This window comes from Sphingomonas sp. PSPC2-2, from assembly GCF_049897725.1.
Lineage (GTDB): Bacteria > Pseudomonadota > Alphaproteobacteria > Sphingomonadales > Sphingomonadaceae > Sphingomonas.
On the sequence record NZ_JAFCWU010000002.1, the window covers coordinates 92,231 to 107,221 of the forward strand.

The window sequence follows — 14,991 nt, forward strand, 5'->3', positions numbered from 1 at the left end:
GGATGGGGATGATCCGGCCTCTCCGAGGACGGCACTAGGCGTTCCACTCGAACACGATCGTCGCGCGATACCAGGCGTCGGTCGCGCCCGGCCGCATCGGCAGATTGCCCCGCGCAAAACCGGTGACGAGGCCCGCCGCATATTGTTCGACCGTCGGGCAGGCAATGGCGTGCGGCACCGCGCGCCGCACCGTTCCGTCCGAGGCGATCAAGGTCGCGACGTCGACACGCACGACATAATGGCCATCGGCCGGCTTGGGCACGGCGCAGCGCCCGGCGGTGATTTCGGTCGCCACGAACCCGGACAGCTCGGGCGTCACCTTGGGCGGCGCGAGATAGGGGATCGGTGCCAACGCCGACCAGTCGGTCGGCATGGCGGGCAGCTCCGCCGCCTGGAGCAGAAGCAGCAGGGCGATCATCGCCCGGTCGACCCGAAGCCGCCGACGCCGCGCGCGGTATCGTCAAGCGCCTCCACCACTTCCAGCACCGCGCGCTGCACGGGGGCGGGGACAAGCTGCGCGATCCGGTCGCCACGCGCGATTGCGAACGGCTCCTGCCCGAGATTGGCGAGAATGACTTTCACTTCGCCGCGATAATCGCTGTCGATCGTACCCGGCGTGTTGAGGCAGGTGATGCCGTGCTTCAGCGCCAGGCCCGAGCGCGGGCGAACCTGCACCTCATATCCCGGCGGAATCGCGATGGCGAAGCCGGTTGCAATCGCCGCGCGCGCGCCGGGCACGAGCACGGTTTCCTCGGCGGCGACGACGTCCATGCCCGCCGCACCCTCGGTTGCATAAACGGGCAGGGGCAGGCCTTCGCCATGGGGGAGGCGTTTCAGCGCAATGGTAATGGAGCCACTCATCGCCGGATCATAGCAGTGCGTATCGGGCGTGTCGAAGGTCGCCGAGCCGTTCGGCGCAAGCGTTGCCAAAATGCGATCGGCCAGCCGCGCCGCGACCTCGTCCTTCGGCAGCCGCTCCCAGCTTTCGATCCCGCCTGCAGTAACGATGTGGACGGCATTGGCGGCACCCCCCATCACGTCGCCCGACACGTCGTTGGCGACGATCCAGTCGGCGCGTTTGCGCGTCAGCTTGGCGGTGGCGTGCTCGGTTACGCGCTCGGTCTCGGCCGCAAAGCCGATCAGCAGGCGCGGGCGCAGCGGGCTGGCGGCGAGCGTGGCGAGGATGTCGGGATTCTCGACAAGCTGCAGCGTCGGGGGCCCGTCCGGGCCTTTCTTGATCTTCTGCGCGGTGCGGTCGACTCGCCAGTCGGCGACGGCGGCGACCATCATTGCCGCATCGACCGGCAGCGCCGCTTCGACCGCCGCTGCCATCTCCAGCGCGGTCTCGACATCGATGCGCGTCACCCCCGGCGGCGTGGGGAGCGCAACCGGCCCCGCGACCAGCGTCACCCGCGCGCCGCGCGCGGCCAGCGCGGCGGCAATCGCAAAGCCCTGCTTGCCGGAGGAGCGATTCGCGAGGTAGCGCACCGGGTCGATCGGCTCATGCGTGGGGCCGGCCGTGACTAGGATGTGAAGCGCGGTCACGCAGCCAAAGCCGCCCGAATCGCCGCGAAAATCGCCGAGGGCTCGGGCAGGCGACCGGGGCCATATTCGCCGCACGCCATCGCGCCTTCATCGGGCTCCAGCACGGTCACGCCATCGCCGCGCAGCGTGGCGACGTTGCGCTGCGTTGCCGGGTGCTGCCACATCCGCACGTTCATTGCGGGTGCTGCAAGCACAGGCTTGTTGGTCGCGAGCAGCAATGTGGTGGCCAGGTCGTCGGCGATGCCCGCCGCCATTTTCGCCATCAGATCGGCGGTGGCGGGCGCGATCACGACCAAATCGGCCTCGCGGCTGAGCTGGATATGGCCCATCTCGACTTCGTCCTTCAGGTCCCACAGGCTGGTATGGACCTGGTTTTCGGACAAAGCGGCGAGCGTCATCGGGGTCACGAAATGCGCGCCGCCATCGGTCAGCACGCATTTGACGGCGATCCCGCCCTTGCGGCACAGCCGGATCAGCTCGCATGCCTTATAGGCGGCAATGCCGCCGCCGACGATCAGCAGAATCTTCATCGCACCACCCGCGTCACGGTAATCTTGCGGCGCGGGTCCTGCGCGCGCGCGATCAGATCGCGCACGCCATCGGGCGCAAAGGCAAGGCCGATCAGGAGCGTGGGCGCGACCATCAGCCCCCAATAGAAGGTGTCGGCGCGCCCGAACAGAGCCAGCAGCGCGGCATAACCGGCGAACACGGCCAGCGCGCGCAACGCCAGTTCGCTCTTCCACGCAGCCCAGCCGAACAGTGCCAGCCCGACGACCGGCGCGGCGAACCACAAGGGAGCCAAGCTCAACACCGTCCAAAGCTGCATCGTCGTGATGAAAAAGCCGAAACCCAGCGGGCCGGGCCAGCCCGACAGAGCCGGATCGGTCTCCCGTACCACCAGCGACACGGCGTGAGCGTGGAGCGCGAGTACGATCGCCAGCACCCCCAGCGTCGATGTCCAGCCGATCGCTTCCTTGCGGTGGCCCTCGGCAAAGGCGAACACTGCCATGATACCGACGTAGAGCGCAGCGCTTTCCCGGATCAGCATCGCGATCAGCCCGATCGCGACCGCCTCGATCCATTTGCCCTCGCGCCGCGCGGCGAGCGACAGTGCGATCAGCAATCCCGCCCAAATCTCGTGAAAACAGGCGAGGTCGGCTTGCACGAAGGCGATCAGCCCCCCCGCCAGCAACGCCATCGCGACCCACACCGCTGCCGGACGGGCAAAAGCCGACCGCAATTGTCGATACCAGGCGAACACCACTCCCGCGACCAGCGCATAGAGCAGCAGCATGGTGACGGGGGGCGGCAGCGCGGCCTGTACCACCGCGAGCGTCGGCAGGCGGAAGGTGAGGAAGGGGCGCATCGGATCATCGCCCGCGCGGAGCGCTTGGGCGGTCACCGGATAATAACCGCCACCGCCGCGCATCCCTTGGACAATCGTCTCATAGCGCACGACATCGGCTTGATCTTCGCCGCGATTGGCCGGGTCATGGTCGATCGACGGTGTCCCGGGGCTCGCCAAAGCCAGCAAGGTCGCGAGTAACAGCAGCGCGAGTAGCGCCAGGCCGATACGGGCCTTCTGGAGCGATACCCCGGCAAATCTGGAAGGCTTGGCGAGCCACAGGGGCGTGGCGTCCTTCACCCCCAGAGCACCCACCCAAGGCCCAGGCTTGCCCCCGCGCTCACCAGCGCAACGAGCGCATACCGCCAGCCGCCGCCGACGCGCAGCACTTCGATGTGTTTGAGCGGCGGCTCGGGCGGGGCTCCGGGCGGATTGGGGAAACGCCGTTCGATGTTGCGCACCAGATCGGGCAAGCGCGACAGGGTCCGGAAGCCCTCGACCAGTCGGTCGGCGACCGCCGCTTCGGGGCCGAGTTCTGTGCGGATCCATTCGCGCACGAACGGGGCGGCGGCGTCCCACAAATTGATGTCGGGGTCGAGGCTGGTCGCGACGCCTTCCACCATCACCATCGTCTTTTGCAGCAGCAGCAGATGCGGCTGCGTCTGCATGTCGAAATCGCGGGTGATGTTGAACAGGCCGTCGAGCATCATGCCGATCGACATGTCCTTCACCGCCATGCCGCGCATCGGCTCGCCGACCGCGCGCAGCGCAGTGGCGAATTCGGCGACATTGTGGTGCGGCGGCACATAGCCCGCCTCGAAATGGATTTCGGCGACGCGCTTATAGTTTCCGGTGATCAGCCCGTAGAGGATTTCGGCCAGCCACACGCGGGCGCGCCTGTCGATCCGGCCCATGATGCCAAAGTCGATCGCGGCGATCTTGCCGCCCGGCAGCGCGAACAGATTGCCCTGGTGCATGTCGGCATGGAAGAAGCCTTCGGCGATCGCCTGGCGCAGGAAAGCGTGGACGAGGGTGTTGGCCAGCGCCTGCATGTCATAGCCCGCTTCGACCAGCGCCGCGCGGTTGGACAGCTTGATCCCGTCGATCCATTCGAGCGTCAGCACACGGCCGGTGGTGCGCTGCCAATCGATCTTGGGCACCAGGAAATCGGGCTCGGCGGTCATCGCATCGGCGAGTTCGGAGGCGGAGGCGGCTTCGCGCCGCAAATCGAGCTCGCGCGCGGTCCAGCGCTTGAACGTCTCGATCACCAGGCGTGGGCGCAGCCGTGACAGTTCGCCGCCCATCGCCTCGACTTGCGCCGCCGCCCATTCATAGGTGTCGATCGCGCGGGTGAAATCTTCCTCGACGCCGGGGCGTAGCACCTTGATCGCGACGGTGCGGCCGTCGGTGGTGACCCCGCGATGGACTTGCGCGATCGAGGCTGCACCGACCGGGACGGGATCGATCGAGGCGAACAATTCCGCCGGATCGCGCTGGAACGCGCGCGTCATCGCGGCGTGGATCGTGTCATAGGGCACGGGCGGCAGCGCGTCCTGCAGCCGCATCAGATCGTTCGACGCCGCCTCGCCGACAATGTCGGGCCGCGTCGCCAGCGTCTGGCCGAGCTTGATCGCAGCGGGGCCGATCGCCTGAAACGCATCGGCATAGCGCGGCACGGCGGGCACGCGCGCACCGATCCGTGCGATCCGCGCGAGGCGACGCACCGGCGTCGGCGTATTGGGGTCGCGCTCGATGCCCGAGAGCGCGCCGTGGCGCGCGAGGATGCGGCCCCATTTGAGCAGGCGCCACAGGTGGATAGCGGGGGCGGTCATATTGTTCCCTCTCCCCACGGGAGAGGGAGGGAGGAGCGAAGCGACGGAAGGGTGAGGGTGATTGGGCAGGCGTTGGTCGCCCTCACCCTCCCACTCGACTGCGTCGAGCGGGCCCCTCCCTCTCCCGTTGGGAGAGGGGTTTCAGCGCACTGCATCAAATCTTCCACCCGTGGTGGATCGCGACCAGCCCGCCCAGCATCGGCTCGACCCCGGTCTGCACGAAGCCCGCGTCGCGGATCATGCCTTCGAAAGTCGGCATGTCGGGGAAACGGCGAATCGATTCGATCAAATAGCGATAGCTGTCGGCATCCTGCGCCAGCAACTTGCCGAGCTGCGGCACCACCTTGTGGGAATAGACGTCATAGACATCGGCGAAGCCGGGCCACAGCGTGGTCGAGAACTCCAGGCAATAGAAGCGCCCGCCGCGGCGCAGCACGCGGTGCGCCTCGCGGAGCGCCTTGGGGATGTCGGTCACGTTGCGGATACCGAAGGCGATCGTATAGGCGTCGAAAAAGCGGTCGGGGAAGACCAGCGTCTCGGCATTGGCCTCGGTCCATACCAGGCCATCAATGCCGCGCTTGGCGGCGCGTTCCATGCCGACTTCCAGCATTTGCGGGTTGATGTCGGCGACGGTCACGCTCGCGCCCGATTCGGCCAGGCGGAAGGCGATGTCGCCGGTGCCGCCCGCCATATCGAGGATCTGCTCGCCCGCGCGCGGCTTCACGCGGCGGACGAAGCGATCCTTCCACAAACGGTGCATCCCGCCCGACATCGCGTCGTTCATGATGTCGTAGCTGCGCGCCACGCTCGAAAACACGCCGCCGACGCGCGCGGTCTTTTCGGTGGCGGGGATGTCTTCATAGCCAAAGGAGACGGTGCCGGGGGCGGTATCGGAGCCGGATTGGGTGTCGGTCATGCCGCCCGCTCTAGCCGAGCGAAGCGGCGGCGCAAACCACTGCATGGCGGATGGGTCAAATTGTCACGTGGCGGCGATTCCTGTTCGCGCCTTCGCGTCTTCGCGTGAGAAAGAAGGCGCATTGCCCGCGAAGGCGCGAAGGAAGGACGTGTCATCAGCCAGAGCGCGGGCTGTCGTTGACCCCTGGCACCGTTCGGGCGAAAGCGGGGAATGCCTGAGCTCCCCGAAGTCGAAACCACCGTGCGCGGTCTGCGGCCCGTGCTGGAGGGGCAGCGCATCGCGCTGGTCCAGCTCCGCCGCCCGGACTTGCGGCACCCCTTTCCGGCCGATCTCGGCCAGCGTCTGACCGGGGCGACGGTCACCGGGCTTAGCCGACGCGCCAAATACGGGCTGATCGAAACCGATCGCGGCGACACCATGGTGTTCCATCTCGGCATGTCGGGGCGTTGGCGCGTCGACCCCAGCGAGGTGCTGCCGCACGATCATTTGATTCTCGAAACCGCGACGCAGCGGTTGGCGCTCAACGATGCGCGGCGCTTCGGCTCGGTCGATCTGCTGGCGACGACCGCGCTCGCCGACTTTCCCGCCTTCAAGGCCTTGGGGCCGGAGCCGCTCGGCCCCGAGCTGACCGCCGCGTACCTGCACGCGGCGCTTGCCGGGCGGATCGCGTCGATCAAGCTGCTGTTGCTCGATCAGCGAATCGTCGCCGGGCTCGGCAACATCTATGTCTGCGAGGCGCTCCACCTTGCGGGCATTTCGCCCAAGCGCGGCGGGGGCGAGCTGTCGCGCGCCAAGCTCGAGCGACTCGTCGCGGCGATTCGGTCGGTGCTGCTCTCCGCGATCGAGGCAGGCGGATCGACCCTGCGCGATTATGCGCGGCCCGATGGGGAACTCGGCTATTTCTCCAAGCAATTCCTGGTCTATGGCCGCGAGGGGCAGCCCTGCGCGTGCGGGGGCACCGTAGCGCGCTATGCCGAGGGCGGGCGCTCGACATTTTGGTGCCCAAAGTGCCAGCGGTGATTGACCAGCGCGCACGTTCTCGCTAAGGCGCACGGCTTCCGGGGCCGGGAGCTTTCTCCCGCCCTTTCTTATTTGCAGAATCAGAGGGCTTCATGGCGAACACGCCACAGGCGAAAAAGCGTATCCGTCGTAACGCCGCGCGGACACTGGTAAACGGCAACCGCACCGGTCGCATCCGTACCTTCGTCAAGAAGGTCGAGAATGCACTGGAAGCAGGCGACAAGGCCGCAGCGACCGCCGCGATGGCGCTGGTCCAGCCCGAGCTGATGCGCGGCGTCGCCAAGGGCGTGCTGCACAAGAACACCGCCAGCCGGAAGTTCTCGCGTCTGACCAAGCGCCTCTCCGCGCTGGCCTGATTCCCGCTGATTTTGCGGTAAAAACGCCCGCTGGATGCAAATCCGGCGGGCTTTTTGTCGTCGGCTGCGGAACCGCATCGCTTCCATCCCATCGCCGCGCGTTGTGCACGGAACGTTTCGGGACCCCGCGAACCCCAATTTACCGGAACCCACGGATTCACCGCGATTCGCAAAAACGACACGAAAGTGTAACGACAATATCTGTTGTGAATCAGATACTTATAAGAAATTTGACGCGAATCCGTGGCTAGATACGAGTCAATCCAGATTATTTCAAAAATCTGACAGGGGCAGGCCTTGATCGACTCGCTGCGATCTTCATAACTGGCCCTCCAACGCGCAGACCGAGCGTCTCGCGACTCAATTCGAATGGCAACGTCATGCAGGCGGTGATTCCGGCTGTGGGGGGCTTTGTCTGTGCAGTTCCGGCGGCGCGGTCTTTCACCGCGCTGTCAAACAAAGGTTTTTGGTGTGGTCGTAACGTTGAACAGGGGGGCGAGCGCAAACGGTACGAGCGTGGACGGCGTGCAGCCGGACGGTTCGGTCGACCGCGCTTGGGCCGTCGTACGGGCGCATTTGCGGGAATCGGCCGGGGCGCGGCTGTTCGACCAGTGGCTCAAGCCGATGACGCTGCTGCCCGGTCTGGACGAGGGATCGGTGCGCCTGGCGTTGCCGTCGGCGTTCATGACCAATTGGGTCCGCAACCATTATGCCGATCGTTTGCTGCAGGAATTCCGCGCGGTTCTGCCGACGGTCCGGCGCGTCTCGATCGAGACGGGCTCCGCCACCGCGGCACCCGCGCCCGCCGTGCTCACGGTCGAGTCGCTCCCGGCTGCGGTGGAAGCTCCCGTGGTGGTCGCCGATCGCCCGCCGCTTGACCCGCGCTTCACCTTCGATCGCTTCGTGGTCGATGCCTCCAACATGGTCGCCTTCAATGCCGCGCGCGCGCTGGCCGAGCCCGGCGTGCCGCGCTTCAGCCCGCTGTTCCTCCACAGCGGCACCGGGCAGGGCAAGACGCATTTGATGCACGCAATTGGTGCTGCCTATCTTGCGGCGGTGCCCGGCGCTCGCGTGCTGCTGATGTCGGCCGAGCGCTTCATGTTCGATTTCGTCCAGGCGCTGCGCAACCGCGACACGCACAGCTTCAAGACGCGGCTGCGCTCGGCCGATCTGCTGCTGGTCGACGATCTGCAATTCATCGCGGGCAAGGATTCGACGCAGGAAGAATTCTTCCACACGATCAACGAAGTGATGGGCGCGGGCAAACGCCTGGTGATCTCGGCCGACCGCTGCCCGCAGGGGCTGGACGGGGTCGAGGCACGGATCACCTCGCGCCTGTCGTGCGGGCTGGTTGCCGACATCAAGGCACCCGATCTGGCGCTGCGCCGCGCGGTGCTGGCGCGCAAGCTGGTCGATATGCCGGGTGCCAAGGTGCCCGCCGAGGTGCTCGATTTGCTGGCGTCGCGCATCACCGCCAGCATTCGCGATCTCGAAGGCGCGCTCAACCGTGTGGTGGCCTATGCGCAGCTGACCGGGGTCGAGATCGACCTCGACTTCGCCGTGGCGACGCTGGGCGACGTGTTGCGCGGGGCGGAACGGCGCGTGACGATCGATGAGATCCAGAAGGCGGTCTCGGCGCATTTCGAGCTGAAGCCGGTCGATCTGGTGTCGGCGCGGCGCGCGGTGGTGGTGGCACGGCCGCGCCAGATCGCCATGTACCTCGCCAAGCGCCTGACGACGCGATCGCTGCCCGAGATCGGCCGTAAGTTCGGCGGGCGCGACCATTCGACCGTGATCCACGCGGTGCGCCGGATCGAGGAACTGCGCGACACCGATCGCGAGATCGATACCGCCGTGCGCTATTTGCTGCGCGAGCTGGAGGGCTGATCGCTTAACCTCCCTCTCCCAGCGGGAGAGGGAAGGGGCCCGCCGCGTCAGCGGTGGGAAGGGTGAGGGCGACTTTGCGGGGCTGCACCCGGCTCACCCTCACCCTTCCGCGGCTTCGCCGCTCCCTCCCTCTCCCGCTGGGAGAGGGATTTTGTGGCGACGGTCGGCCTGCGGCGAAGGTTACACCTGCAACCCAACCGCCGCCTGCGCCGCCGCCAGCGTCGGGGCCGCCAGCACACTCGCGCGCGCCGCGCCATCGGCCAGCACCGCGCTCACCGCCGCACGATCGTCGAGCAACGCCGTCAGCCGCTGGCGAATCGGCGAGAGCGTCGCCACCGCCAGATCGGCGAGGGCAGGCTTGAACGCGCCGAAGCCTTGCCCTGCGAACTGCGCCAGCACCGCATCGGGCGTCACGCCCGCAAGCGCCGCATAGATCGTCACCAGATTGCGCGCCTCAGGCCGTTCGGCGAGGCCGGCGACTTCGCCCGGCAAGCCGTCGGCATCGCTCTTGGCCTTGCGGATCTTGCCCGCGATGGTGTCGTCATCATCGACCAGATTGATGCGGCTGGCGTCCGAGGGATCGGACTTGGACATTTTGGCGCTGGCATCGCGCAAGCTCATGATGCGCGGCGCGGCCTTGGAGATGAACGGCTCGGGCAGCGTGAAGGTGTCGCCATAATCGGCGTTGAACTTCACCGCGATGTCGCGCGCCAGCTCGAGATGCTGCTTCTGGTCCTCGCCGACCGGCACGTGCGTCGTCTGATAGAGCAGCACGTCGGCGGCTTGCAGCACGGGGTAGGTGAACAGCCCGACGCTTTGCGTCTCGCCCTTCTTGCCGGCCTTGTCCTTCCACTGCGTCATGCGGCCGAGCCAGCCCATCCGCGCGGTGCCGCCCAGAATCCAGTGGAGCGCGCTGTGCGCGGGCACGCGCGCCTGGTTGAACAGGATCGCGCGTTTCGGGTCGATCCCGCAGGCGAGCAAAGTGGCGGCCATTTCGGTGGTGTGGGCGTTGAGCTCGGCCGGGATGACCGGCTGCGACAGTGCGTGAAGATCGGCCAGGAAGAACAGGCAATCGTCGCCTTCCGGCATCGCGTCTTGCATCGCGACCCATTGCTTGATCGCGCCGAGATAGTTGCCGAGGTGGAGATTGCCGGTTGGCTGGATGCCGGAGACGACACGCATATGCTTATTCCTGGGCGGGCTTGGGAGTGTTGGAGGTGCCGCGCCGCCGCATCAGCGCCTTCAGGTCCGCGATCCGGTAAGCACCGGTAACGAAACAGGCCACGCCATAGACCGCGCTGCCCGCGCCGACCAGCACGCCAAGGGCTGCATAGCGCACGATCAGCGCGCCGCCGAGATAGGGGGTGAGCAGCCGCTCGAACGCGAACACCGTCGCCCCCATCAGCAGGGCGGCGAGCAGCAGGCGCGGGACCTTGCGGCGCAAAGCGCTGTCCGCCGCGAAATGGCCGCGCTCGACCAGCGTGCGATAGAGCATGGCGACATTGACCGTCGAGGCGAGCGCGGTGGCGAGCGGCGGGCCGACATGGCCGATCAGCGGGATCAGGATGAGGTTGCCGACGATGTTCACCGCAATCGAAATCATCGCATAGCGCACCGGCGTCCTGGTATCGCCGCGCGCATAATAACCGGGCGTCAGCACCTTCACGAGCACATAGGATGGCAGGCCGACCGAGAAGGCGCTGAGCGCCCAGCCGCAGCGGCGCGCGTCCATCGCGGTGAAATGCCCATATTGGAACAGCCCGCGCACGATCGGCTCGGCGGCGACCATGAAGGCGACGGTGGCGGGGAGGGTGAGGAACAGCGCCAGCTCGATCCCGCGATTCTGCGTCTCCATCGCGGCGGTATCCTGCCCGGTCGAGAGCAGGCGCGACACTGTCGGCAACAGGATCGTGCCAAGCCCGATGCCGATCAGCCCGAGCGGCAATTGGTTCAGCCGGTCCGCATAATAAATATACGTGATCGAGCCCGAGGCGAGCAGGCTGCCCGCGAGCGAGGTCGAGATCAACAGATTGATCTGCGACGCGCCCGCGCCCGCCGCAGCGGGGACGATCAGCCGCAGCATCTCGCGCACATCGGCGTCCAAGCGCGGCAGCCGCAGCCGCATATCGACCCCGGCGCGGTGGCACGCCCATAGCAGCCACAGCAGTTGCAGCACGCCGCCGACCGTCACCGAAATCGCCTGCACGCGCGCGGTCTGATAGACGTCGGTGCCGTGGAAGAACCACAGCCCCGCGATCATGGCGAGATTGAGCAGGATCGGGGCCGCCGCATTGACCCAGAATTTGTCGAGCGAATTGAGGATGCCCCCCAGCAGCGACGCCAGCGATATCAGCGCGAGATAGGGCAACGTGATCCGCGACAGCATCACCGCAAAGGCGAATTGCTCGTGGGTGGGATGCTGGCGGGCGAAACCGCCCGAGAGCAGCCAAGTGATCGGCCAGGCCGCCAGGATCAGCGCGCCGGTGAACAGGATCAGGATCGGCAGCAACACCGCCAGCGCGCGCTCGGCGAAGCGATAGCCGCCGGCAATGCCGTCCGGCCCGGCGGCTTTCTTGTTGAACATCGGGATGAAGGCGGCGGAAAACGCGCCCTCCGCGAACAAAGCGCGGAACATGTTGGGCAGACGGAAGGCGACGCCATTGAACGCGTCCGATGCAAACCCCGCCCCGACATAACGGGCGGCGAGCGAATCGCGCACCAACGCCAGCACCCGGCTGGCCAGCGTGAGGCCGCCGATCGAGCCGAGTGATTTGACGAGGTTCATGGCGCTGTCTTCACAAAAACAGCCCCCGCATCCGGACTGGGAGATCGGGGGCTGAAAGGGCCCTTAGGCGGTGCCGAGCGTCTCGCCAATGCCGCCTTCGGCCGCTTCCTGCTGCTGCAGGAAGACGCTGGCGAAATCGATCGGCTCGAGCAGCAGCGGCGGGAAGCCGCCGTCACGAATGGCATCGGCCAGCACGCGGCGCGCGAACGGGAAGATCAGGCGCGGCGCTTCGGCCAGCAGGAACGGCTGGAGATGCTCGGCCGGGAAATTGCGCAGGCCAAACAGCCCGGCATAAGAAAGGTCGACCAGGAAGGCGACGGTGCCTTCTGCGTCCGCCTTCACTTCGATGCGCAGCACGATTTCATAGACATCGTCGCCGACCTGGGCCGAAGCAATGTTGAACTGCACGTCGATGGCGGGCGCGGTCGGGTTCTGGAAAATGGCCGGTGCGTTCGGATTCTCGAACGACAAGTCCTTCACATATTGCGAGATGAGGCCGGCCGCAGGCGCGGTGTCCAGGCCATTGCCATAGGGGTCGGTCGTCGGAACCGTGGTGGTGATGAAGCCGTCGTCCTGCTCGCTCATGGAACTCGTCCTTACCCTGATCGTATAAGCGCCACACTTCCGTGGCGTGGTCGAAAGCGCGCGCCTAGCAGGGGGGGGCAGCGAGTTCAACTCGCCGGAGACGCTCGTCTTATTGCATGATTTGAATCCTTGGCGCGTTAGGCCTATGTACTGCATCTGTTGAAAGCCCCGGAGGCCGCGTGTTCCTGACCGTCATTCTCGTAATGCTGACTGCGTTTCTGGCGCTGAACCTGTATCGGGTGCTGGGCAAACGCACGGGTCACGAACAGCCCTTGCCCAAGCCGACCGAGGAACGTGCTCCGCTGACGGTGGTGCAGCGCCCGGTCGAGGCGATCGGCGAAGCGCGTGAACCGATCAGCCGCAATGTCGAGCCCAAGGCCGAAGCGGGGATCCGCGCGATCATCGCTGCCGACTCCACCTTCGACGTCTCGCGTTTTCTCGGTGGCGCGCAGGGTGCCTATCGCATGATTTTGGAGGCATTCTGGAAGGGCGACGAGGAACAACTCGCCTGGCTTGCCGAGGATTCGGTGCGCGATGCCTTCACCAGCGCGATCCTGGCGCGTGACACTGCGGGCCATGTGCTGGACAACCGGCTCGTGTCGATCGAGCGCGCGGTCATTGCCGACGCGTCGCTCGACGGCAAGGTTGCGCGGATCACGGTCCGCTTCGATGCCGACATCGCTGCGGTGACGCGCGATGCCGAGGGTAACGTGATCGCGGGCTCGATGACCGATGCGGTTGAGACGCATGATGTTTGGACCTTCGTGCGCACTCTCAAGAGCAGCGACCCGAATTGGAAGCTCGCCGACACCGACGAGGCATAACGCCAATGCGGGGGGCATTTACCGGGCTGCCGATTGCGTTTGCCGTCTTGCTCGCCGGGTGCGGCGGTCACGTCGAACGCCCCCGTCCGGTCGCCAACCGTCCTGCACCGGTGCGCAAACCCGTCGCCGCCACCCCGATCGCGCCGCAGCCCGTTGCGCCGGTGGCGGCCGGCACGGCGACCGCCGCCAGCGCGGGCGTGATCGCAGGTCCGCCTGTCTACACGCTCCCCATCGACGAAGCCGCTGCGGCGCGGGCTCTGGTGGCTTTTCAGGCCTCCTGTCCGTCGCTGTTGCGCCGTACCGATGTTTCCGGCCTGACTCGCGGCAGCGATTGGGCGGCGGCGTGTGGGGCCGCGCCAGGCGTCCGCCGGGGCGAGGCACGGGCGTTCTTCGCCGAATATTTCGAGACGGCGCAGGTCGGCGACGGCAAAGCCTTTGCCACGGGCTATTACGAGCCCGAAATCCGCGCCGCGCGCGAACGGCGGCGCGGCTATGACGTGCCGATTTACGCGCGACCGACCGACCTGGTCGATGTCGATCTCGGCCAGTTCAGCGATACGCTGAAGGGCAAGAAGATCCGCGGCCGCGTCGATGGGCGCAGCTTCATCCCCTATGACGATCGTACCGCGATCGAGACCGGCTCGCTCGCCGGACGCGCGCCGATCCTTGCCTGGGCGGCCGATCCGGTCGAATTGTTCTTCCTGCAGATCCAGGGATCGGGGCGGCTGCGCTTGCCCGACGGGTCGGTGATGCGGATCGGCTATGACAATCAGAATGGCCGCGATTACACCGGCATCGGCACGCTGATGAAAAAGCGCGGCTTGCTCGGGCCGGGGCAAACCTCGCTGCAGGGCATGTCGCAATGGTTGCATGACCATCCCGATCAGGGCCGCGACATCATGCGCGAAAACAAGAGCTATGTGTTCTTTCACGAACAATCCGGCTCGCCGATGGGCGCGTTGGGCGTTGCGGTCACCGGCGGGGTGAGTGTCGCGGCCGATCCGCATTTCATCCCGCTGGGGGCCCCGGTCTTGCTCTCGATGGATCGCGCCGACGCCAGCCGCCTGTGGATCGCCCAGGATACCGGCGGCGCGATCAAGGGGGCCAATCGCGTCGATACCTTTTGGGGGGCAGGCCCCGATGCCGAGGCCATCGCCGGGGGCATGACCGCGCGCGGCACCGCCTTTCTCTTGTTACCGACGGGCACTCTTCAGCGACTGGCTGGCGCGCGCGTGTCTGGTGAGAGGCCCGATGGGAACGCGTCACCTCAGTTCTGACGAAGCGGCGTTGTGGGCGCGGGTGATGGCCGGGGTACGCCCTTTGGCCAAAGCCGCGCCGACGGTGCCAGCGACGGGCTCGAAAACCGCCAGGGCAGCGGGCGTGGCCGCGCCATCCATCGCCCCGCCGGTTGCGGCAACGCCTGCCAAGCGTGTCGTCGGCCGCGTTCCACCGTTGCCGGTTCCCAAACCCGCACGCGCTGCCGCCAACAGCGCCAACACGCTGGACGGCACCTGGGACAAGCAAATCGCGCGAGGCCTCGTTTCCCCCGATCGCACAATCGATTTGCACGGGCATACGCTGCAATCCGCCTATAATGAACTGGACGGCGCGCTCGACGCGGCGATCCGGGCCGGGGATCGCACGATCCTGCTGGTCACCGGAAAGCCGCCGCGCCCGACCAGTGAGCGTCCGCACGCGCGCGGGGCGATTCGCGCGGCGACCGGCGACTGGCTGGCCGGGTCGCGCCACGCCGACGCGATTGCGGCGGTCCGCGCGGCACATCCGCGCCACGGTGGGAGCGGTGCGCTCTACATCGTGCTGAAACGCGCGCGGAGTTCGCGAAAGTCTTAACCTTTGGCTGTCATCGTCTTGGACAAGCCGGTGCGTTTCGCACCA

At 66.7% G+C, this 14,991-nt stretch carries 14 protein-coding genes and 1 pseudogene; 6 read left to right on the plus strand and 9 right to left on the minus strand.

Features of this window, described 5'->3' with window-relative positions; genetic code table 11:
- Positions 1-34 precede the first annotated feature (34 nt).
- The 6 genes and pseudogenes from ACP7BY_RS04745 to ACP7BY_RS04770 all read right to left on the minus strand — a co-directional run bounded on the left by ACP7BY_RS04745 (position 35) and on the right by ACP7BY_RS04770 (position 5,638).
- Entirely contained in the window at positions 35-418 is a 384-nt protein-coding gene (locus tag ACP7BY_RS04745) for a hypothetical protein (protein WP_033964155.1), read from the minus strand.
- Positions 415-861: a dUTP diphosphatase gene (dut, locus tag ACP7BY_RS04750; RefSeq protein WP_171010470.1), complete on the minus strand. Its 447-nt coding sequence runs from the start codon at positions 859-861 to the stop codon at positions 415-417. Before dut ends, ACP7BY_RS04745 begins: the two co-directional genes overlap by 4 nt.
- A 57-nt stretch (positions 862-918) precedes the next feature.
- Positions 919-2,075: pseudogene (gene coaBC / locus ACP7BY_RS04755) on the minus strand (bifunctional phosphopantothenoylcysteine decarboxylase/phosphopantothenate--cysteine ligase CoaBC); the annotation flags it as partial.
- Positions 2,072-3,190 carry a hypothetical protein gene (locus ACP7BY_RS04760; RefSeq protein ID WP_231565324.1) on the minus strand — a complete coding sequence of 373 codons (1,119 nt, stop codon included), beginning with the start codon at positions 3,188-3,190 and terminating at the stop codon, positions 2,072-2,074. The gene ACP7BY_RS04760 and the pseudogene coaBC, both read right to left, overlap by 4 nt.
- Positions 3,187-4,722 (minus strand): 2-polyprenylphenol 6-hydroxylase, encoded by a 1,536-nt coding sequence (gene ubiB, locus ACP7BY_RS04765; RefSeq protein ID WP_033966856.1) that lies wholly within the window; start codon positions 4,720-4,722, stop codon positions 3,187-3,189. Before ubiB ends, ACP7BY_RS04760 begins: the two co-directional genes overlap by 4 nt.
- A 154-nt stretch (positions 4,723-4,876) precedes the next feature.
- Positions 4,877-5,638, minus strand: a complete 762-nt coding sequence (locus ACP7BY_RS04770; protein ID WP_126847567.1) for a class I SAM-dependent methyltransferase — start codon at positions 5,636-5,638, stop codon at positions 4,877-4,879.
- A gap of 210 nt (positions 5,639-5,848) precedes the next feature.
- Between ACP7BY_RS04770 and mutM the strand changes: the two genes are divergently transcribed.
- The 3 genes from mutM to dnaA all read left to right on the plus strand — a co-directional run bounded on the left by mutM (position 5,849) and on the right by dnaA (position 8,901).
- The gene (mutM, locus tag ACP7BY_RS04775) at positions 5,849-6,658 is read left to right on the plus strand and encodes a bifunctional DNA-formamidopyrimidine glycosylase/DNA-(apurinic or apyrimidinic site) lyase (protein WP_137902509.1); all 810 of its coding nucleotides are present in this window, start codon (positions 5,849-5,851) and stop codon (positions 6,656-6,658) included.
- 92 nt (positions 6,659-6,750) lie between these two features.
- Positions 6,751-7,014 carry a 30S ribosomal protein S20 gene (gene rpsT, locus ACP7BY_RS04780; RefSeq protein ID WP_033966658.1) on the plus strand — a complete coding sequence of 88 codons (264 nt, stop codon included), beginning with the start codon at positions 6,751-6,753 and terminating at the stop codon, positions 7,012-7,014.
- Positions 7,015-7,530: 516 nt separating this feature from the next.
- Entirely contained in the window at positions 7,531-8,901 is a 1,371-nt protein-coding gene (gene dnaA, locus ACP7BY_RS04785; protein WP_137902510.1) for a chromosomal replication initiator protein DnaA, read from the plus strand.
- 180 nt (positions 8,902-9,081) lie between these two features.
- Here dnaA and trpS read toward each other — a convergent pair whose 3' ends face one another.
- The 3 genes from trpS to secB form a co-directional block, all read right to left on the minus strand.
- Positions 9,082-10,083, minus strand: a complete 1,002-nt coding sequence (trpS, locus tag ACP7BY_RS04790; protein WP_137902511.1) for a tryptophan--tRNA ligase — start codon at positions 10,081-10,083, stop codon at positions 9,082-9,084.
- Between the two features lie 4 nt (positions 10,084-10,087).
- A complete protein-coding gene (gene murJ, locus ACP7BY_RS04795; protein ID WP_126847561.1) occupies positions 10,088-11,686 on the minus strand; it encodes a murein biosynthesis integral membrane protein MurJ in 1,599 nt (532 codons plus the stop codon).
- A 63-nt stretch (positions 11,687-11,749) separates the two neighbouring features.
- Positions 11,750-12,271: a protein-export chaperone SecB gene (gene secB, locus ACP7BY_RS04800; protein WP_033966849.1), complete on the minus strand. Its 522-nt coding sequence runs from the start codon at positions 12,269-12,271 to the stop codon at positions 11,750-11,752.
- Between the two features lie 179 nt (positions 12,272-12,450).
- Here secB and ACP7BY_RS04805 point away from each other — a divergent pair, with 179 nt between their 5' ends.
- The 3 genes from ACP7BY_RS04805 to ACP7BY_RS04815 are packed head-to-tail and all read left to right on the plus strand — an operon-like array spanning position 12,451 to position 14,946.
- The gene (locus tag ACP7BY_RS04805; RefSeq protein ID WP_033966848.1) at positions 12,451-13,095 is read left to right on the plus strand and encodes a Tim44/TimA family putative adaptor protein; all 645 of its coding nucleotides are present in this window, start codon (positions 12,451-12,453) and stop codon (positions 13,093-13,095) included.
- Positions 13,096-13,100: 5 nt separating this feature from the next.
- On the plus strand, positions 13,101-14,372 hold the full coding sequence (mltA, locus tag ACP7BY_RS04810) for a murein transglycosylase A (RefSeq protein WP_126847557.1): 1,272 nt from the start codon (positions 13,101-13,103) through the stop codon (positions 14,370-14,372).
- On the plus strand, positions 14,347-14,946 hold the full coding sequence (locus ACP7BY_RS04815; protein ID WP_171010463.1) for a Smr/MutS family protein: 600 nt from the start codon (positions 14,347-14,349) through the stop codon (positions 14,944-14,946). Before mltA ends, ACP7BY_RS04815 begins: the two co-directional genes overlap by 26 nt.
- The last annotated feature ends 45 nt before the right edge of the window (positions 14,947-14,991 follow it).